The 17,247-nt window shown below is 63.7% G+C and carries 17 protein-coding genes and 1 pseudogene; 14 read left to right on the top strand and 4 right to left on the bottom strand.

Annotation, left to right across the window (positions count from 1 at the left end; translation table 11 throughout):
* Positions 1-121 precede the first annotated feature (121 nt).
* From NKI69_RS11335 to NKI69_RS11315, 5 genes are all read left to right on the top strand, one after another.
* A complete protein-coding gene (locus NKI69_RS11335; protein ID WP_352721320.1) occupies positions 122-2,161 on the top strand; it encodes a pseudouridine synthase in 2,040 nt (679 codons plus the stop codon).
* Positions 2,158-2,712 (top strand): 16S rRNA (guanine(966)-N(2))-methyltransferase RsmD, encoded by a 555-nt coding sequence (gene rsmD / locus NKI69_RS11330; RefSeq protein ID WP_127266868.1) that lies wholly within the window; start codon positions 2,158-2,160, stop codon positions 2,710-2,712. The genes NKI69_RS11335 and rsmD overlap by 4 nt, the downstream gene beginning before the upstream one ends.
* Positions 2,713-2,843: 131 nt before the next feature.
* A complete protein-coding gene (locus NKI69_RS11325; protein WP_352721318.1) occupies positions 2,844-4,232 on the top strand; it encodes a M16 family metallopeptidase in 1,389 nt (462 codons plus the stop codon).
* A 250-nt stretch (positions 4,233-4,482) separates the two neighbouring features.
* The gene (locus NKI69_RS11320; RefSeq protein WP_352721316.1) at positions 4,483-5,832 is read left to right on the top strand and encodes a M16 family metallopeptidase; all 1,350 of its coding nucleotides are present in this window, start codon (positions 4,483-4,485) and stop codon (positions 5,830-5,832) included.
* Positions 5,829-6,698: a patatin-like phospholipase family protein gene (locus NKI69_RS11315; protein ID WP_352721314.1), complete on the top strand. Its 870-nt coding sequence runs from the start codon at positions 5,829-5,831 to the stop codon at positions 6,696-6,698. Before NKI69_RS11320 ends, NKI69_RS11315 begins: the two co-directional genes overlap by 4 nt.
* 42 nt (positions 6,699-6,740) lie before the next feature.
* On the opposite strand, the gene NKI69_RS11310 is transcribed toward NKI69_RS11315, so the two are convergent.
* Positions 6,741-7,283, bottom strand: a complete 543-nt coding sequence (locus NKI69_RS11310) for a dihydrofolate reductase family protein (protein WP_352721312.1) — start codon at positions 7,281-7,283, stop codon at positions 6,741-6,743.
* Between the two features lie 128 nt (positions 7,284-7,411).
* On the opposite strand from NKI69_RS11310, the pseudogene NKI69_RS11305 reads away from it, so the two are divergent.
* The 3 genes and pseudogenes from NKI69_RS11305 to NKI69_RS11295 all read left to right on the top strand — a co-directional run.
* Positions 7,412-7,613 (top strand): annotated as a pseudogene (locus tag NKI69_RS11305) (patatin-like phospholipase family protein); the annotation flags it as partial.
* Positions 7,614-7,799: 186 nt separating this feature from the next.
* On the top strand, positions 7,800-8,156 hold the full coding sequence (locus NKI69_RS11300; protein ID WP_352553916.1) for a MarR family winged helix-turn-helix transcriptional regulator: 357 nt from the start codon (positions 7,800-7,802) through the stop codon (positions 8,154-8,156).
* A 17-nt stretch (positions 8,157-8,173) separates the two neighbouring features.
* Positions 8,174-8,908: an NADPH-dependent F420 reductase gene (locus NKI69_RS11295; RefSeq protein WP_352553918.1), complete on the top strand. Its 735-nt coding sequence runs from the start codon at positions 8,174-8,176 to the stop codon at positions 8,906-8,908.
* 338 nt (positions 8,909-9,246) lie between these two features.
* Here the strand turns inward: NKI69_RS11295 and NKI69_RS11290 are convergent, their stop codons facing one another.
* On the bottom strand, positions 9,247-9,900 hold the full coding sequence (locus NKI69_RS11290; RefSeq protein WP_352553920.1) for a TetR/AcrR family transcriptional regulator: 654 nt from the start codon (positions 9,898-9,900) through the stop codon (positions 9,247-9,249).
* 127 nt (positions 9,901-10,027) lie between these two features.
* Between NKI69_RS11290 and NKI69_RS11285 the strand changes: the two genes are divergently transcribed.
* The gene (locus NKI69_RS11285; protein ID WP_352721310.1) at positions 10,028-10,906 is read left to right on the top strand and encodes an SDR family oxidoreductase; all 879 of its coding nucleotides are present in this window, start codon (positions 10,028-10,030) and stop codon (positions 10,904-10,906) included.
* A gap of 160 nt (positions 10,907-11,066) precedes the next feature.
* Here the strand turns inward: NKI69_RS11285 and efp are convergent, their stop codons facing one another.
* Positions 11,067-11,636, bottom strand: a complete 570-nt coding sequence (gene efp / locus NKI69_RS11280) for an elongation factor P (RefSeq protein ID WP_127289004.1) — start codon at positions 11,634-11,636, stop codon at positions 11,067-11,069.
* Positions 11,637-11,753: 117 nt separating this feature from the next.
* Between efp and epmA the strand changes: the two genes are divergently transcribed.
* Both epmA and NKI69_RS11270 read left to right on the top strand, forming a co-directional pair.
* A complete protein-coding gene (gene epmA, locus NKI69_RS11275; protein ID WP_352721308.1) occupies positions 11,754-12,794 on the top strand; it encodes an EF-P lysine aminoacylase EpmA in 1,041 nt (346 codons plus the stop codon).
* A gap of 112 nt (positions 12,795-12,906) precedes the next feature.
* Complete coding sequence (locus NKI69_RS11270) at positions 12,907-14,157, top strand: NAD(P)/FAD-dependent oxidoreductase (protein WP_352679971.1); 1,251 nt, start codon at positions 12,907-12,909, stop codon at positions 14,155-14,157.
* Between the two features lie 23 nt (positions 14,158-14,180).
* On the opposite strand, the gene NKI69_RS11265 is transcribed toward NKI69_RS11270, so the two are convergent.
* The gene (locus NKI69_RS11265; protein ID WP_352442459.1) at positions 14,181-14,597 is read right to left on the bottom strand and encodes a VOC family protein; all 417 of its coding nucleotides are present in this window, start codon (positions 14,595-14,597) and stop codon (positions 14,181-14,183) included.
* Positions 14,598-14,752: 155 nt separating this feature from the next.
* On the opposite strand from NKI69_RS11265, the gene NKI69_RS11260 reads away from it, so the two are divergent.
* The 3 genes from NKI69_RS11260 (at position 14,753) to NKI69_RS11250 (ending at position 17,247) form a co-directional block, all read left to right on the top strand.
* Positions 14,753-16,096, top strand: coding sequence for a TldD/PmbA family protein (locus NKI69_RS11260; RefSeq protein ID WP_352721305.1), 1,344 nt, complete (start codon positions 14,753-14,755; stop codon positions 16,094-16,096).
* Positions 16,083-16,898, top strand: coding sequence for a 3'(2'),5'-bisphosphate nucleotidase CysQ (locus NKI69_RS11255; protein WP_352721303.1), 816 nt, complete (start codon positions 16,083-16,085; stop codon positions 16,896-16,898). Before NKI69_RS11260 ends, NKI69_RS11255 begins: the two co-directional genes overlap by 14 nt.
* A 103-nt stretch (positions 16,899-17,001) precedes the next feature.
* Positions 17,002-17,247: a DUF4170 domain-containing protein gene (locus NKI69_RS11250; RefSeq protein WP_013532345.1), complete on the top strand. Its 246-nt coding sequence runs from the start codon at positions 17,002-17,004 to the stop codon at positions 17,245-17,247.

The raw sequence follows: 17,247 nt of genomic DNA, 5'->3' as shown, positions 1-17,247 counted from the left end.
CCTCGAAAATCGGGACTCGGTTTTCGAAAATGATCATGCGCCACATCAAAAGTGCTACAGCGTTCGTTGCGCGCCCGAAAGGATGCGCCACGCTGTAGCAGCGCAAACGGATAAAGGCCACATGGACGACAACGACAAGAAATTCCGACCCAGGAAGGGTCCGGCCAAGAGTGGGCCGAAAGCCGCGGGACCGCGCAGCCGTGATGGCGCCGCCGGCAAGGGCGGCAAGCCGTCCTTTGGCGCCAAGAAGCCTTACGCACCGCGTGGCGATCGGCCGATGGCCGCCGATGGCGAGCGGCCGAAGCGCGATTTCAAGGGCGGCGACAAGCCTTTCAGCAAAGGCCCGCGACCCGAAGGGAAGCCTTTTGAGAAGCGCGAAGGGCCGCGCAAGCCCTACGCACCGCGCGGCGACCGCCCGATGGCCGCCGAAGGCGAGCGCAAGCCCTATGAAAAGCGCGAGGGGCCGCGCAAGCCTTATGCGCCCCGTGGAGATCGCCCGGTGGCCGCCGAAGGCGAGCGCAAGCCCTATGAAAAGCGCGAGGGGCCGCGCAAGCCTTATGCCCCCCGAGGCGATCGCCCGGCTGCGGCGGCAGCGGGCGGCGAAAAGCGTTTCGACCGTCCCAAGCGTGATTTCAGTGACCGCGCGCCGCGCGACGCCGGCGATCGCCCGAAGCGTGACTTCGCCGACCGCCCCAAGCGCGATTTCAGCGACCGCCCCAAGCGCGACTTTGGCGATCGGCCGCAAGGCGCATCGGGTGGCAGCTTCAAGCCACGCCCGCGTCCCGCCGAGGGCGCGGAAGAGGCAGGCGAGCGCATCGCCAAGCGGCTGGCGCGCGCCGGCCTGGCCTCGCGCCGCGATGCCGAGGAGCTGATCGCCGCCGGCCGCGTCAAGGTCAATGGCCGCGCCCTGACTTCACCGGCCTTCAACGTCATGCCTGATGACATCATCCATCTCGACGGCATGGAAATCCCGCCGATCGAGCGCACCCGGCTGTTCCTGTTCCACAAGCCGGCCGGCGTCGTCACCACCAACCGCGATCCCGAGGGCCGCAAGACCGTCTTCGACGTGCTGCCGGCTGAATTGCCGCGGCTGATGACCATCGGCCGGCTCGACATCAACACCGAAGGCCTGCTGCTGCTCACCAATGATGGCGGCCTGTCGCGCGTGCTCGAACTGCCGGCCACCGGCTGGCTGCGCCGCTACCGGGTGCGCGTCCACGGCAAGGTCGAGGAAAGCGCGCTTGCGGGCCTCCGTGAAGGCATTGCCGTCGACGGCGTGTTCTACGGTGCCATCGAAGCGACGCTCGACCGTGAGCAAGGCACCAATGCCTGGCTGACGATTGGCCTGCGCGAGGGCAAGAACCGCGAAGTCAGGAACATCCTGGGTTCGCTCGGCCTAGACGTTACGCGGCTGATCCGCATCTCCTACGGGCCGTTCCAGCTCGATGACCTCGCCGAGGGCCATGTGCTGGAGATCAAGGGGCGCGTGCTGCGTGACCAACTCGGCGAGCGCCTGGTCGAGGAATCCGGCGCCAATTTCGACGCCGATGTCACCAAGCCGTTTTCCAACAAGCCGGTGCGGCGCACCGAAGTTCGCGAGCCGGAGCCGGAGCGGCCGAAATTCACCCGCGACGGTGAGCGCCGCCCGATCGGGGAGGGCGGTCTGATCAAGAACCGCAAACGCCGCGAAGGCAGCCGCGACGAGGCTCTGGGCAAACTGTCGACAAGTCCCGACAGAAGCGCGGAGAAGAGTTTTGGCGAACGCGGCCCGCGTCCCGAACGCAGCTTCGGCGACAAGCCGCGCGGCAATTTTGGCGACAAACCGCGCGGTGGCTTCGGTGACAAGCCACGCGGCGGTTTCGGCGACAAGCCTCGGGGTGGTGGCAAAAAGTCCGAGCGCGAGCAGCGGCCGATCGAGCCGCCCGGCCAGCGCAAGGCCAATGTCTGGATGGCACCGGGCGCGCGGCCGATCGGCAAGGGCAGGGCCGACGCCGATGCCGCCAAAGCAGCTGAAGCCAAGGCGCGCAAGGCATCGTTCAAGCCGACCTATGGCAAACCGGCCGGTGCCAAGCCGTTCGGCAAGCCGAGAGGCGAACGTCCGGGCGGGGCCGGCGGCGGTGAGCGTCCGCGCAATGGTCCCCGAGGCCCCAAAGCGAGATGAGAATCGTCGGTGGTGAGTTTCGCGGGCGTCCGCTGGCGACGCCCCGTTCGAGCGCCATCCGTCCGACGACCGATCGCACCCGCGAGGCGGTCTTCAACGTGCTGGCGCATCGCTTTGCCGCGCAGTTGGACGGTGCGCGCGTGCTCGACCTGTTCGCCGGCACCGGTGCGCTGGGGCTTGAGGCGCTGTCGCGCGGTGCCTCCTATGGCGTCTTCATCGAGGAATCGGCCGAAGGCCGTGGCCTGATCCGCGACAATGTCGAGGCCTTCGGCCTGACCGGCCGCACCAAGATCTTCCGCCGCGATGCCACCGGCCTTGGCGAAGCGGGCACGCTGGCGCCGTTCGGCCTCGTCTTTGCCGACCCGCCCTATGGCAAGGGTCTTGGCGAGCGCGCCTTGCAGTCGGCGAAAGCCGGCGGCTGGCTTCGCCCTGGCGCGCTGTGCGTGGTCGAAGAGGCGGCAGTGGCGCCGTTCGAGCCGGGCCCTGGCTTTTCCGTGCTGGACGAGCGCAACTATGGCGAGACCGTTATCCGCTTTATCGAAGCGGCCTGATAGCCTGCATCCTTGGCCGGGCCTCATGGGCCGGCCTCTTTGCCGCCGCCTTTGCCGGCAACATGACCAACAATTCACTTTGCTTGTCGCCAGCACCTTGCCTATCGTCCGCCAAGAAACCGGAGCCATCGATGACATTTCAGGCTGAATGGCTGCGCGGAACGCTGTTGGCGACCTCTTTGGCTTTTGTCATGACCAGCCCGGTGCTGGCCGAGAGCCCCGTCTTGCCCAACACGGTTCCGGCCGAGTTCAAGGTCACGGATTTCCTGCTCGACAACGGCATGGAGGTGGTCGTCATTCCCGACCACCGTGCGCCGATCGTCACCCACATGGTCTGGTACAAGATCGGCAGCGCCGACGAGCCGCCCGGCAAATCAGGCATTGCGCATTTCTTCGAACATCTGATGTTCAAAGCGACGACCAACCATGCGGCGGGCGAGTTCGACCGCGCCATCTCCGATATCGGCGGCTCCAACAACGCCTTCACCTCTTACGACTACACCGCCTTCCACGAGACAGTGGCGCCGTCGGCGCTCGAGCTGATGATGAGTTTCGAGGCCGATCGCATGCGCAATCTCATCCTCACCGACGATGTCATCAAGACCGAGCGCGATGTCATCCTCGAGGAGCGCCGCTCGCGCATCGACAACAGCCCCGAGGCCGTGCTGGACGAGGAGGTCGATGCAACGCTGTGGCAGAACCAGCCCTATCGCATCCCGGTCATCGGCTGGATGCAGGAAATGCAGCAGCTGAACCGCGCCGACGCTGTCGCCTTCTATGACAAATATTACCGGCCCAACAACGCGGTGCTGATCGTTGCCGGCGATGTCGAACCGGACACGGTACGGGCATTGGCCGAAAAGACCTATGGCAAGGTGGCGCGCGGCCCCGATCTGCCGCCCCGCATCCGTCCGGTCGAGCCGGAGCAGAACACCAAGCGCACGGTGACGCTCGCCGATGCCCGCGTCAGCGTGCCGAGCTTTTCCACCCAATGGGTGGTGCCGTCCTATCACACCGGCAAGCCGGGCGAGGCGGAAGCGCTCGACCTCTTGGCGGAGATCCTTGGCGGCGGCAATCGCAGCCGGCTCTACCAGGCGCTCGTCGTCCAGCAAGGTATCGCATCCAGCGCCGGCGCCTTTTTCCAGGGCACCATGCTCGACGACACCAACTTCACCGTCTATGGCGCGCCGCGCGGGGATGCGAAGATTTCCGACGTCGAAGCGGCGGTCGATGCCGAAGTGGTGCGCATCGTCAAGGATGGCGTCACGCCATCGGAGCTGGAGAAGGCCAAGGACCGCTATGTCAGGTCGATGATTTTTGCCCGCGACAAGCAGGATTCCATGGCCAACATTTACGGGTCGACGCTGGCCACCGGCGGCAATGTGCAGGACGTCCAGCAATGGACGGACCGCATCCGCAAGGTCACGGCAGACGAGGTCAAGGCCGTCGCCGCGCGCTATCTGGTGCTCGCCCGGTCGACCACCGGCTATCTCTTGCCGCAGCAACAGGCGGGGAATTGATTTGATGACGAGATTGAGCGTTGGCGCTGCCCCTCACCTGCCTGCCGGCATCCTCTCCCCGTATAGTGACGGGGAGAGGGGCGCCGTCATCGCCGGTTTCGCCAATCACCATGGTCGCAAGACGGGCGCCGAGGTTGCGGCCAGCCTCCTTCTCCCCGTCACTATACGGGGAGAAGTGCCCGGCAGGGCGATGAGGGGCGGCGCCGACTTCGGCGATCGTTCGTCTGGAATACAAATTGGAAGCTATCATTTGTCTGAAGCGACTGCCCCAAGGCGCGCCATCGCCCCGCTGCTCACGTTACTCCTCTCCATCCTATTCCTCATCCTGCCGGCACTCACGGCGCGGGCCATGGACATCCAGTCCGTCACCTCGCCGAAGGGCATCACCGCCTGGCTGGTCGAGGACTATTCCGTGCCGGTCGTCGCCATCCGCTTCGTCTTCGGCGGCGGCTCGACACAGGATCCGCCGGGCAAGGAGGGGCTGGCCAACCTGATGACCGGCCTGTTCGACGAAGGCGCCGGCCCGCTTGACAGTGAAGACTTCCAGATCAAGCTCGACGATGCCGGCGCCGAGATGAGTTTTGATGAAAGCCGCGACGGCATCTACGGCTCGATGCGCATGCTGGCCGAGCAGCGTGACCAGGCGTTCGACCTGTTGCGGCTGGCGGTCAACGAGCCGCGTTTCGACCAGCTGCCGATCGACCGCATTCGCTCCCAGATCCTGTCCGGCATCATCGCCGGCGAGAATGATCCCGACACGGTGGCGCAGAACAAATGGGCGCGCGCCCTCTATGGCGATCATCCCTATTCCCGCTCCGACCAGGGCACCAAGGAAAGCATCGCCGCCATCACGCCCGATGATCTCAAAGCCTTGCACAAAGCGGTGTTCGCCCGCGGCGGCCTGCATGTTGCCGTCGTCGGCGCCATCGACGCGCAGACGTTGAAGAAGAAGCTCGACATGGTGTTCGGCGACCTGCCGCAAAACCAGGCGCTGAGGCCGGTGGCCGATATCGACCCGAAGCTGGCGCAGCATGTCGAGGTCGACTACGACCTGCCGCAGACCTCCCTGCAGCTCGCTTTTCCCGGCGTGAAGCGCAAAGCGGCGGATTTCTTCCCCGCCGTGCTGATGAACGAGATCCTCGGCGGCGGCACCTTCACCTCGCGCCTGTTCCAGGAGGTGCGCGAAAAGCGTGGACTGGCCTACAGCGTCAACTCCTCGCTGATCAACCAGGACCACGCCAACGCGCTGATCGTCAGCACCGGCACCCGCTCCGACCGCGCGGCCGAGACGCTCGGCATCATCCGCGACGTGGTCAAGCGACTGGCCGAAGAAGGCCCGACCGAAGCGGAACTGGCGGCGACCAAGAAATACATGATCGGCGCCTACGCCATCAACAATCTGGACTCGTCCAGCGCCATCGCCTCGACGCTGGTCGAACTGCAGCTCGACGATCTCGGCATCGACTACATGCAGCGCCGCGCCGGTTACATCCACGCGGTGACGCTCGATCAGGTCAAGGCGGCGGCGAAGAAGCTGCTGACCACCGAGCCGACCATCATGGTCATCGGCCCGAAACTGGCCGGAGCCGGCAAGGGATGAGCCCGACCTTCGGCATAGCCTTCGGCGGCGGCGGCGCGCGCGGGCTGGCGCATATCCATGTCATCGAGGCGCTGAACGAGCTGGGCATCCAGCCGGTGGCGATTGCCGGCTCGTCGATCGGCGCCATCATGGGCGCCGGCATGGCCGCCGGCATGACCGGCAAGGACATCCACGATTATGCCCGCTCGATCCTCGGCCGCCGCGCCCAAGTGGCGAGCCGCATGTGGCGGGCGCGGCCGGGCACCATCGCCGAAGCCATGCAGAACGGCATCCGCGTCAGCCAGTTCAACGTCGAGCGCATCCTGAAAGCCTTTCTGCCCGAGGCCATTCCCGAAACCTTCGCCGAGCTGAAAATCCCGCTCAAGGTGACGGCGACCGACTATTTCGGCCACAAGCTCGCTGTCTTCGAAGACGGCGACCTGCACTCGGCGCTGGCGGCCTCGGCAGCCATCCCCGCCGTGTTCCGCCCGGTGATGCGCGACGGCAGGCTGCTGATCGACGGCGGCATCTACAACCCCGTGCCGTTCGACCTGATCGAAAACGATGCCGACATCATCATCGGCGTCGACGTCGTCGGCGCACCGGAAGAGGCCGACCGCAAACAGCCTACCTCCGTCGACCTGATGTTCGGCGCCACGCAGCTGATGATGCAGTCGATCATCGCCAACAAGCTAAAGCAATGCCGCCCCGACATCCTGGTCCGCCCGGCAGTCTCGAGATACCGCGTGCTCGACTTCCTGAAGATCGACGCCTTGATGAACGAGACGGTGGATATCAAGGACGAGCTGAAGCGGCAGGTGGAGAGGGTGGTGGAGGCGAGGAATAGCGCCGCGATCAAGAGGAGGCGGGGGAAACAGGTCGGGTGAGGTGCATCTTTCCTTCACCTGAAAGGAGAGAGCCCAACCGTCTTACGACTTAGCCGTCACCGTTGCATACTCTAGCGCCACCACCCCGTTGCTAAATGGTTTTGCCGAAATCAGTTCGAGCGACACCGGCTCGCCGGCTAGGAACAGCGGCTTGCCCTGACCGACGGCGCCGGGGTAGCTGAGCAGCCTGACGCGGTCGACCAGGCCATGGCGCAGCAATTCCTGCGCGACGCTGAGGCTGCCATGCACATAGATGTTGCCGCCGCTGCCTTGCTTCAGCGTCCTGACCGCATCCGGCAGCGGCCCCTTCAGCAATTGCGCCGGCTTCCAGTCGAGCGCCTTCAGGGTGGTGGAAGCGACATATTTCGGCAGCGCGTTGAACCGGTCGGCAAAATCCCCGGTTTCCTTGGGCCATGAGCCGGCAAAAATCTCATAGGTCGTGCGCCCCAAAAGCATGGCGCCGCTGTCGGCAAGCTCGTCCTCCTTGAACCTGTTCATCTCATCGTTCCAGGTCACGCTGGGCAGCTTCTCGACCTCGGCAATGCCATCGACGCTGATGAATTCGGTGACGATAAGTTTTCGCATGGCGTTCTCCTTCTTCCGTCAGAGGACGGAATGCGCAGGCCTTTTGCGACACGTTTCATGAAAAATAGCACGGAGCCTTGTCGTTTTCGGTCAACGCCATAGACACGCATTGACCTCACTGGCCTGACGGCGCCACGCAATTGATGTGCAGTCGATCATCGCCAACAAGCTGAAACAATGCCGCCCTGACATCCTGGTTCGCCCGGCAGTGTCGAAATATCGCGTGCTTGATTCCTGAAGATCGACGCCTTGATGAACGAGACGTCTGACATCAATGGCGAGCTGAAGCGGCAGATGGAGAAGGTGCTGGAGGCGCGGCATGCGGTTTGACTCCAAGTGCAGCTGGAGGGTTGCATTCCTCCACAGTAACATTATCTAGTGTACTAGATACTAGTTCGCCAGTGAAGTCGGCTTGTCTCTTTGGGCTATGGTATGGCACCTCAAAAAAGCGCGTCACGTTTGGTTCGAATGCAAATCTCGTTCGCCCTGTACGGGGCGGCGGGCCGGATGGCACGCATGCACAAGCCGTTCCTCGATCCACTGGGCCTGACCTTTCCACAGTACCTTGTGATGCTGGAGCTCTATGCGTCCGCGCCCCGGTCCGTAGGTGATCTTGGAAACGCTTTGGGCATGGACACCGGCACGATCACCCCATTGCTCAAGCGGCTCGATACCTGCGGGATGGTGACGCGAATGCGAGATCCCGAGGACGAACGCCGGGTCCTTGTCGATCTCACACCTGCCGCTCACAGCATCAAAGACGAGGTCTGGAGCATCTCCGGCAAGATCAAGAGTGCCTGTCAAATGTCCGAGGACGAGATCATAGCGCTGCGAGACACTCTTCATGACTTCGCTCACCCTGCTAAAATTTGAAAACCAAAGGATGTAAAATGAAAATCGGAATCATTGGGGCCGGCAACATCGGCTCGCTGGTTGCAAAGAAGCTGGACGCCGCTGGCCACCAGGTGAAACTGGCGAACTCGCGTGGCCCCGAAAGTCTTGCGGACACAGTTGCCGGCACCGGCATCCAGGCCGTTGGGAGAGAGGCGGCAGTACTGGATGCCGATGTGGTCATCCTGTCAGTGCCCTTTGCCAAGAACCCAGACCTGGCAACGATTCTTGCCGGCGCCCCTGCTGGCGCAATCGTGGTGGACACCTCCAATTACTATCCAACCCGTGACAGCAAAATCTTCGAGGTTGATAGCGGCAAGCCGGAGACCGTTTGGGCCAGCGAGCAGGTGGGGCGCCCCCTTGTTAAGGCTTGGAACGCACTGCTAACGCAGACATTGGCAGAGGCCGGTTTGGAGGCCGGTGCTCCAGGTCGCATTGCCATCCCGATTTCGGGTGACGACGCCGCGGCCAAAGCACTTGTATCCGATCTCATCAGCGTCACTGGCTTCGATGCGGTGGATGCGGGTACTCTTGAGGAGTCCTGGCGACTGCAGCCGGGCACTCCCGCCTATTGCACTGAGTTGACCGCCCACGAACTCAAGACTGCGCTCACCGCCGCTGACAGGAAACGCGCTCCTTCGAACCGCGACGCCATCATGGCATCGTTCTCCAAGCCGGATGCAGAGTTCACCCGAGCTGGCGCAGTCGCAACCAATCGATCTCTCTCTGCCTGATTTAGATTGCGGCCGCCCGCGATAAGCGGGCGGCACGCAGCCTTCGCCAACTTACTGGGGCGCCTCTTTCACTAGGGCCATCGCCATGGACCCTCGCTCTCCACATGCCCTGAAAATTTCTGGAAGGGTTGATGCCTCACGAAACCGTGGCCCAGGGCGTCTTGTCGTCAACGACAATTTCGCCGTTATTCTTTCGATTTGCTAGCTGGAATATGCATCGATCGTCCTCATTGATGTTGCGCTTACTTTTTCTTCATCGAGCGGAGGCCGAATTTGCTCCACTCGCCGCCAAATTCTGGCGCTCGGCCTGCGGCCGCGTTTTTCGTCTGAGCTGACCATCAGGCGCTGCAGACGTCGAAGTTTCGATCAGCCGGCTCAACCGCAGCCTTGAGCAGCATCTTGGCCGCGTCGCGCGTTGCAAGAGGTTCAACGCCCCCCCTCATGGCTTGTGCGTTCACGAGCGAGCCCTGGATGAGCGCTAGGATCTGGACGACCACGCTCTCTTGATTTTTCAACTTCAAGGGCTGGATGAGCGACACGACAAACTCATGTAAGTTATGGAAATATGCTGCGAGCGTTGCCTGCACCTCTGGCGTTTCCGCGTCCGGTCCGAACTCGGCCAGCCCTCGAACGAAAGGACAGCCGCGGAAAGTAGGCTCCTGAAAGGACGCGTTCAGTGTGTCGAAAATAGCCAGCACGCGATCCAGCGGCACCGGTCCGGCTTGTTCTGTCGCAGTCGCCAGCATGTCGAACCACAGCGCGCTTTTGTGGCGCAGATAGGTAGCGGCAAGATTGGCCTTCGAGGGGAAGTGCTTATAGAACGTCATCTTTGCGACGCCGCTCTCGGCGATGATGCGATCTATTCCCACCGTATGGATGCTGTTTCGGTAAAATAGTTCAGACGCTGTTTTCAGAATTCGCTCTCGCGGAGCCAAGGCGTGCAGCGACCGCGATTCCAGGTCGAGGTACTCACTCACATCCAAAGTTTTCATTCTCGCCTGCCGGGTGCGCGTTCGGTGTAGAAACAGAATAGTCTGTCTATTTTCTCTTTGCAACGGACATACAGGTCTGTATATTCCTGCTTGCCCCGTTAGGTGGGCAAGCGAGAGGATCGAGAAAATGTGCAGCAAGGTTGTAGTTGTTACCGGCGCGAGCAGCGGTTTTGGAAAGCTCACCGCCTTGGAGCTCGCCAGGGGCGGGCACGTAGTGGTCGCGACCATGCGCGACATCGAAGGCAAAAACAGCCAGACGGGCAGTGAGCTAATCAACGCTGCAAAAGCCGAAGGGCATGAGCTCCAGGTCATTGAGATGGATGTGACGGACGAAGCGTCGGTCAACGCTGCGATCGATCGGGTCGTCGAGCAACACGGCAGGATTGATGCGCTCATCAACAACGCGGGCACGATGTTCGTCGGCGTGACCGAAGCCTACACGGTGGCAGACATCGAGCAGCAATTTGCGGTGAACTTTTTTGGGGCCGTAAGGGCCGACCGCGCCGTCCTACCCCATATGCGTGCTGCGGGCAGCGGCGTGCTGATCCATGTCACCTCGTTGATGGGGCGTGTCATCTTTCCGTTCTTTGGTGTCTATTCCGCGAGCAAGTTCGCGCTTGAAGCGCTTGCCGAGGCATATCGATATGAACTGTCCAGCTTCGGCGTAGACTCGGTGATCGTGGAACCCGGGCCATTTCCGAGCAATCTGCTTCCATCTAGCCCAGCGCCCTCGGACGAGCAGGTCTTGGCGACATATGGCGCAGTTGCGTTGGTCCCAGGCCAAATCAAAAACAACTCCGATCAGGGACTTGATCCTGCGAATCCACCCCGCCCTCAGTTGGTGGCTGACGCCATCGCACGGCTAGTCGAGGCTACGGAACGGCGCCCATTGCGCACCGTCGTCATGCCAGAGGGCATGGACTTCGGGGTGGAGGGACTGAATCAGGCCGTCGCTCCTATTCAAAACAACCTGCTTACTGCGCTCGGTATGTCAAACATGATCTGATAGCGGAACCGCCATCACGTCGCCGCCTATGACCTCAACGTCAGCTTCCGGCGCACGGGCGCCGAAAGCCGTCGGTCTGATTGCGGGCCTTCGATGCCTCGTCTCTAAGGGTCGCTCGCTGAGGAATAACCGCCTTCGCCCTGAAGCTAAAGCCGCCCCCTCAGTCCTTCGCCCGCTCCACATAAGCCCCGTCAGCCGTCATCACCACCACGCGGGTGCCCGGCGCGATGTGCGGTGGCACCAGGGTGCGCACGCCGTTGGACAGCACGGCCGGCTTGTAGGAGGACGAGGCCGTCTGGCCCTTGGTGGTCGGCTCGGTTTCCACCACTTCGAAGGTGGCGCGCTGCGGCAGCACCAGGGAGATGGCGATGCCGTTGAACTGCGACACCTGCACGGCCATGCCTTCCAGCAGGTAAGGCGCCATGTCGCCGACCACGGCTTCCGACACCGCGACCTGGTCGTAGCTTTCCGGGTTCATGAAATGAAAGCCTTCGCCGTCACGGTAGAGGAAGGTGTGCTCGCGCTCTTCCACATAGGCGCGCTCAACCTGTTCGGTGGTGCGGTAGCGCTCCGAAACCTTTACCCCGTCGCCGATGCGGCGCATATCGAGCTGCGTCACCGGCGTGCCCTTGCCTGGGTGGATGTTTTCGGCAAAGAGGATCACATAAAGCTTGCCGTCCTTTTCGACGACGTTGCCTTTGCGGAGCGAACTGGCGATGACTTTCACCACGGTTTTATATCCTGCAAGAAGAGTTGACTGGCGTTTGCCGGCTTGTGCGGCGCTGGATGGGGGCCTACCGCATCTTGGCCGCCGCCGCCAGCCCCCTTCCACCATGTTCCGAGCCGCATGACCGAAGCTTCGCCCTGGTGGACGCCGCATGTCCACGCCGACCGCCGCCCGCGGCTGATGCTGCGCAACGGCATCGCCGCCAGCCTGCGCGATTGGTTCGCCGCCCATGATTTCGTCGAGGTGCAGACGGCAGCGCTGCAGGTCTCGCCCGGCAACGAGGCGCATCTGACGGCCTTCGCCACGGAAGCGGTCGGGCCGGACGGTGCAAGGGCGCCGCTCTATCTCCACACCTCTCCGGAATTCGCCTGCAAGAAGCTGCTCGCCGCCGGTGAAGTCAGGATTTTCAGCTTCGGTCCGGTCTACCGCAACCGTGAGCGCGGGCCTTTGCACCATCCCGAATTCACCATGCTCGAATGGTACCGGGTGGGCGAGGCCTATGAGAGCCTGATGCAGGATTGCGCGGCCTTCCTGGCGCTGGCCGCGACAAGGGCAGGGGCTACTCTTTTCTCGTTTCGGGGCCGCGACTGCGATCCGTTTGCCGAGCCGGAACGGCTGACGGTGGCGGAGGCCTTCACTCGCTACGCCGGCATCGATCTGCTGGCAACGGTCGCCGCCGACGGCAGCACCGATCGCGACGCGCTGTATGCGGCGTTGACCCAGGCCGGCCTGCGCACTGCGCCCGACGATAGTTGGGCAGATTTGTTCAGCCGTGTGATGGTGGAAAAGATCGAGCCGTTGCTCGGGCAGGGGCGGGCGACCATCCTGTGCGAATATCCACTGGCCGAGGCGGCATTGGCGCGGCCGAGCCCGAGCGACCCGCGCGTCGCCGAGCGCTTCGAACTCTATTGCTGCGGCGTCGAACTCGCCAACGGGTTTGGCGAACTGACGGACGCCGACGAGCAGCGCCGGCGTTTCATCCTCGAGATGGATGAGAAAGAGCGCATCTATGGCGAGCGCTATCCGCTGGACGAGGATTTCCTCGCCGCCCTGGCCATCATGCCGCCTGCCAGCGGCATCGCGCTCGGGTTCGACCGGCTGGTGATGCTGGCCACCGGCGCGCAAAAGATCGAGGACGTGATCTGGACGCCTGTTGCCTAGGCGCGGAAAGATCTGGCCTATTCGATTCCAGGGATCAAGACTGGACCGTGACCCCGAACCAAGAGACCACATGATCGGTACGGGATTTCAAGGTCAATCGGGAAGATCCACAGTGGCTGCTTCTGAAAAGGTCGAAATCGCCATTGTCGGCGCCGGAGTTGTCGGGCTGGCGACGGCACTTCGCCTTGTCGCGGCCGGCCGCGAAGTTCTGCTCATCGATCCGAACGAGCCGGGCTCCGGCGCGTCGTTCGGCAATGCCGGGACGATCGCCGAATATGCCTGCATGCCGGTCGGCACTCCTGCGGTGCTGCGGGCGTTGCCAAAGCTGCTGCTTGATCCCGACAGCCCGTTTTCGCTGCGCTGGCCGGCGCTGCTGCAGCTGGCGCCATGGCTCGTTCGGTTCATGCGGCAATCGCTGCCGGCGGCCACCCGGGCCAATGCACTGGCGCTCGCCGGACTGCTGGCCGACGCCCTCCCGGCCTGGGAGGAAATGGCTGGGGAGGCCGATCTGGACGATCTGCTGCGCCGCAATGGCTGTCTTTACCTCTATCGCCGCGAGAGCGATTTTGCCGCTGGCGCCGGCGGCCGGGCAATGCGCGCTGGGTTTGGCATCCACCAAGAGGTGCTGACTCCCGAAGAGGTGGCGGCACTTGAGCCGGGCCTGCCGGCGACAGCAGCGCATGGCGTGTATTTTCCCGACTCGATCAATGTCACCGATCCGGCAATGGTGATGCGGCGGTTGCTGGGCGCGGTGAGCGCCCGTGGTGCATCGGTGAAGCAGGCTGAGATCACCGGGCTGCAGGTCGAGGCTGGCGGTGTCCAACTCAGCGGCCCCGGCGTTCGCATCAAGGCTGGCACGGTGGTGATCGCCGCCGGTGCACGGTCACGCGCACTGGCCGCGCAGGCCGGCGACAGGATTCCGCTCGAGACCGAGCGCGGCTATCATCTGGAATTCCAGACCGACGCGCCGCTGCTCAACCGGCCTGTCTGTCCCGTCGATCTTGGTTTCTACCTGACGCCGATGGCTGGCCGCTTGCGGGTCGCCGGCACAGTCGAACTCGGGGGCCTGGTCGCGCCGCCAAATCCGCGCCGGCTGGCGCTGCTTGACCGTGGCGCCAGGCAAATTTTTCCCGGGCTCGGCTCGCCTGCCTCGCAATGGCTCGGCTTCCGGCCGTCCCTGCCGGATTCCAGGCCGGTCATCGGCGCTTCGCGCGGCAGCTCCCGCGTAATCCATGCTTTCGGGCACGGCCATCTCGGCCTGACGCTGGCTCCGATCACCGCGCGGCTGGTCGCCGACTTGATCGGCGGACGCGGCGATCCGGCTCGGCTCGCACCTTTCGCGGCGGGCCGTTTCGGCCGTTGATCGACCGATGCCCTCGATCTGGGCTAGTGCGCGAAAACCTGCTCCAGTGAGCGAAAGCCCTTGAATTCCAGGGCATTGCCCGAGGGGTCGCGGATGAACAGCGTCGCCTGTTCGCCGGGCTCGCCCTTGAAACGCACCATCGGCCGTTCCAGCCAGTCGATGTCGTCGCGCGCCTCCAGCCGCGTCGCCAGGCGCTGCCAGTCGTCCATCAACAGCACGGCGCCGAAATGCGGGATCGGCACGGTGATGCCGTCGACCTTGCCGTCACTGGGGGCTTGTGCGGCCTGCGGCCGCAGATGCGCCGACATCTGGTGGCCGTAAAGGTCGAAGTCCACCCAGGTCGCCGACGAGCGGCCGATGGCACAGCCCAGCACCTCGCCATAGAAAACGCGGGTTTCATCGAGATCACGGACCGGAAAGGCGAGATGGAATGGCGTCATCGAAATGCTCCGTGCAGGCTGCGAACCGATTTTGCGTCACAGGGTTGGCGATTTGAAGCGTCCACCCTGCATTTTGATTGAAGCCTATGCCATTGCACAAGCCGGACCGGAACAATAGATGGGTGGGCAACGCCCGCACCAGCAGGATTTCAGGCATGACCGATATATCAGACGCAGCAAAATTGACCGACCGCGTCGCGGCTCTGGTCGAGGCTGCAAAAAAGGCCGGCGCCGATGCCGCCGACGCGGTGGCCGTGCGCAGCCGCTCGACCGGCGTGTCGGTGCGTCTCGGCAAGGTCGAGGCTACCGAAGCCTCCGAGAGCGAGGATGTCGCGCTTCGCGTTTTCGTCGGCGGCCGCGTGGCGAGTGTCTCGGCGACAGCGGCGTCCGACCCGAAAACACTGGCCGAGCGCGCCGTTGCGATGGCGAAGGTGTCGCCGCAGGATCCTTATCAGGGGCTGGCCGACCCGGCATTGCTGGCCAAACAGACGCGCGATCTCGATCTGTTCGACTCCACCGAAGTGTCCGCCGACCAGTTGAAGGAAGCCGCATTGGCGGCCGAAGCGGCAGCGCTTGCCGTCAAGGGCGTGACCAATTCGGCCGGCGCCAGCGCCGGTGCGGGGCTGGGTGGCCTGGTGCTGGCCACCTCGCACGGCTTCCTCGGCCACTATGTCGGCTCGCGTTTCTCGCGCTCGGCCAGCGTCATCGCCGGCGAGGGCACCGGCATGGAGCGCGACTATGAATTCTCCTCGCGCCAGCATTTTGCCGATCTCGATGCGCCCGAGGACATCGGTCGCAAGGCCGGTGAGCGCGCCGTGCGCCGCATCGGCGCGCGCAAGGCGGCGACCGGGCCGGTCGACGTGGTTTTCGATCCGCGCGTCGCGCGCGGCATCGCCGGCCATCTGGCCGGCGCCATCAACGGCGCCTCGGTCGCGCGCAAGACCTCGTTCCTGCGCGACATGATGGGCAAGCAGGTGGCCGCGTCCGCCATCACCGTCACCGACGAGCCGCTCCGGCTGCGTGGCCAGGCCTCGCGGCCGTTCGACGGTGAAGGCGTCGAGGGCGAAAAGCTGTTGATGGTCGAGAAGGGCGTGCTCAACCACTGGTTCCTGTCGACCTCGGCCGCAAGGGAATTAGGCCTCGTCACCAACGGCCGCGGCGCGCGCGGCGGCTCTTCCGTGACGCCATCCTCCACCAATCTCGCCATCGAGCCGGGCGCGCGGTCACCGGAAGAGTTGATCAAATCGCTCAAGACCGGCTTCTACGTCACCGAAGTGTTCGGCCAGGGCGTCGACATGATCACTGGCGAATATAGCCGTGGCGCCTCGGGTTTCTGGATTGAGAACGGTGAACTGGCCTATCCGGTCGCCGAGGTCACCATCGCCTCGAACCTGAAGACGATGTTCCTCAACATGGTGCCGGCCGATGACCTCGACCGTAATTTCGGCACCGCCGCCCCAACGCTCCTGATCGAAGGCATGACCCTTGCCGGAGCATGACTTGACCATAGCCGGGGCCATCTCCGGGGCCACCGAAGACCTGCCGCTGCTGCGCGATGCCGCCCGCGAGGCGGGGGCCATCGCCATGCGCTACTTCGGCAACAGCCCGCAAGTCTGGATGAAGGGCGGCACATCGCCGGTCAGCGAGGCCGATCACGCCGCCGACGCCTATCTGCGCGAAACGCTGCTGGCGGCACGGCCGGATTATGGCTGGCTGTCGGAAGAGACGGTCGACGATCCGGTTCGGCTTTCGGCACGCCGCACCTTCGTCGTCGACCCGATCGACGGCACGCGCGGTTTCCTGGAAGGCCAGCGTACCTGGTGTGTCAGCGTCGCCGTCGTCGAGCATGGCCGCACGTTGGCCGGCGTGCTGGAATGCCCGGCGATGGAGGAGACCTATTGGGCGCTGCCCGGTCAGGGCGCCTTCCGCAACGGCAAGCGCATTGCGGTGCGCAAGCTGGCGGATACGGCCGAGATTTCCGGGCTGAAGCAGTTGACCGACCTGATGCCGGCCGAATGGCAGGCGCGGCTGAAGCGGGCGCCTTACAGCCCTTCGCTCGCCTATCGGCTGGCCATGATTGCCAACGGCGCGCTGGATGCCACTTTCGTCAAGCCGAACGCGCATGACTGGGACATTGCGGCGGCCGATCTCATCCTGCGCGAGGCCGGTGGCCAGTTGCTCGACCAGCATGGCCGCGCCCCGCTCTATGCCGGCGAGGTGACTCGTCACGGCGCACTTGCTGCCGGCAGCGGTGAATTGCTGGCCGTGCTCGCCGGCGTCATCGCCGGTCTGGACGCGTGAAAGCGTTTTCCCGGGCGAGATGAATTCATCTCGCCCTAAAGGTTCCAAAGTCGGCGGCTTTGGTCTAGACCTGTCACAAACTCACGATATGTGAAGGACCGACATGGCCGCGGAAGACGGAAAGAAACAGCTTTTGCATCTGGTGTTCGGTGGCGAACTGAAGAAGCTTGGCGGTACCGAATTCCGCGATCTCGACGGGCTCGACATCGTCGGCATCTATCCCGACTATCAATCCGCGCACACGGCATGGAAAGCCAAGGCGCAAGCCAGCGTGGACAACGCCCACATGCGTTACTTCGTCGTTCATCTGCACCGGCTGCTGGACCCCGACAACAAGGCTGCCGGTTGA

The sequence above is a fragment of the Mesorhizobium sp. M0491 genome (assembly GCF_040321265.1).
Taxonomy (GTDB): domain Bacteria; phylum Pseudomonadota; class Alphaproteobacteria; order Rhizobiales; family Rhizobiaceae; genus Mesorhizobium.
Note: the sequence above shows the minus strand (reverse complement) of the source record. Positions and strands in the feature narration are given on the sequence as shown.

What these genes read in the sequence shown, in the direction of transcription:
- NKI69_RS11285 (WP_352721310.1), top strand. Translation starts at nt 10,028, where the DNA reads ATGTGCAGCAAGGTTGTAGTTGTTACCGGCGCGAGCAGCGGTTTTGGA.
- NKI69_RS11300 (WP_352553916.1), top strand. Translation starts at nt 7,800, where the DNA reads ATGCACAAGCCGTTCCTCGATCCACTGGGCCTGACCTTTCCACAGTAC.
- NKI69_RS11290 (WP_352553920.1), bottom strand. Translation starts at nt 9,900, where the DNA reads ATGAAAACTTTGGATGTGAGTGAGTACCTCGACCTGGAATCGCGGTCG.
- NKI69_RS11295 (WP_352553918.1), top strand. Translation starts at nt 8,174, where the DNA reads ATGAAAATCGGAATCATTGGGGCCGGCAACATCGGCTCGCTGGTTGCA.
- NKI69_RS11315 (WP_352721314.1), top strand. Translation starts at nt 5,829, where the DNA reads ATGAGCCCGACCTTCGGCATAGCCTTCGGCGGCGGCGGCGCGCGCGGG.
- NKI69_RS11310 (WP_352721312.1), bottom strand. Translation starts at nt 7,283, where the DNA reads ATGCGAAAACTTATCGTCACCGAATTCATCAGCGTCGATGGCATTGCC.
- epmA (WP_352721308.1), top strand. Translation starts at nt 11,754, where the DNA reads ATGACCGAAGCTTCGCCCTGGTGGACGCCGCATGTCCACGCCGACCGC.
- NKI69_RS11265 (WP_352442459.1), bottom strand. Translation starts at nt 14,597, where the DNA reads ATGACGCCATTCCATCTCGCCTTTCCGGTCCGTGATCTCGATGAAACC.
- NKI69_RS11260 (WP_352721305.1), top strand. Translation starts at nt 14,753, where the DNA reads ATGACCGATATATCAGACGCAGCAAAATTGACCGACCGCGTCGCGGCT.
- NKI69_RS11250 (WP_013532345.1), top strand. Translation starts at nt 17,002, where the DNA reads ATGGCCGCGGAAGACGGAAAGAAACAGCTTTTGCATCTGGTGTTCGGT.
- NKI69_RS11325 (WP_352721318.1), top strand. Translation starts at nt 2,844, where the DNA reads ATGACATTTCAGGCTGAATGGCTGCGCGGAACGCTGTTGGCGACCTCT.
- NKI69_RS11335 (WP_352721320.1), top strand. Translation starts at nt 122, where the DNA reads ATGGACGACAACGACAAGAAATTCCGACCCAGGAAGGGTCCGGCCAAG.
- rsmD (WP_127266868.1), top strand. Translation starts at nt 2,158, where the DNA reads ATGAGAATCGTCGGTGGTGAGTTTCGCGGGCGTCCGCTGGCGACGCCC.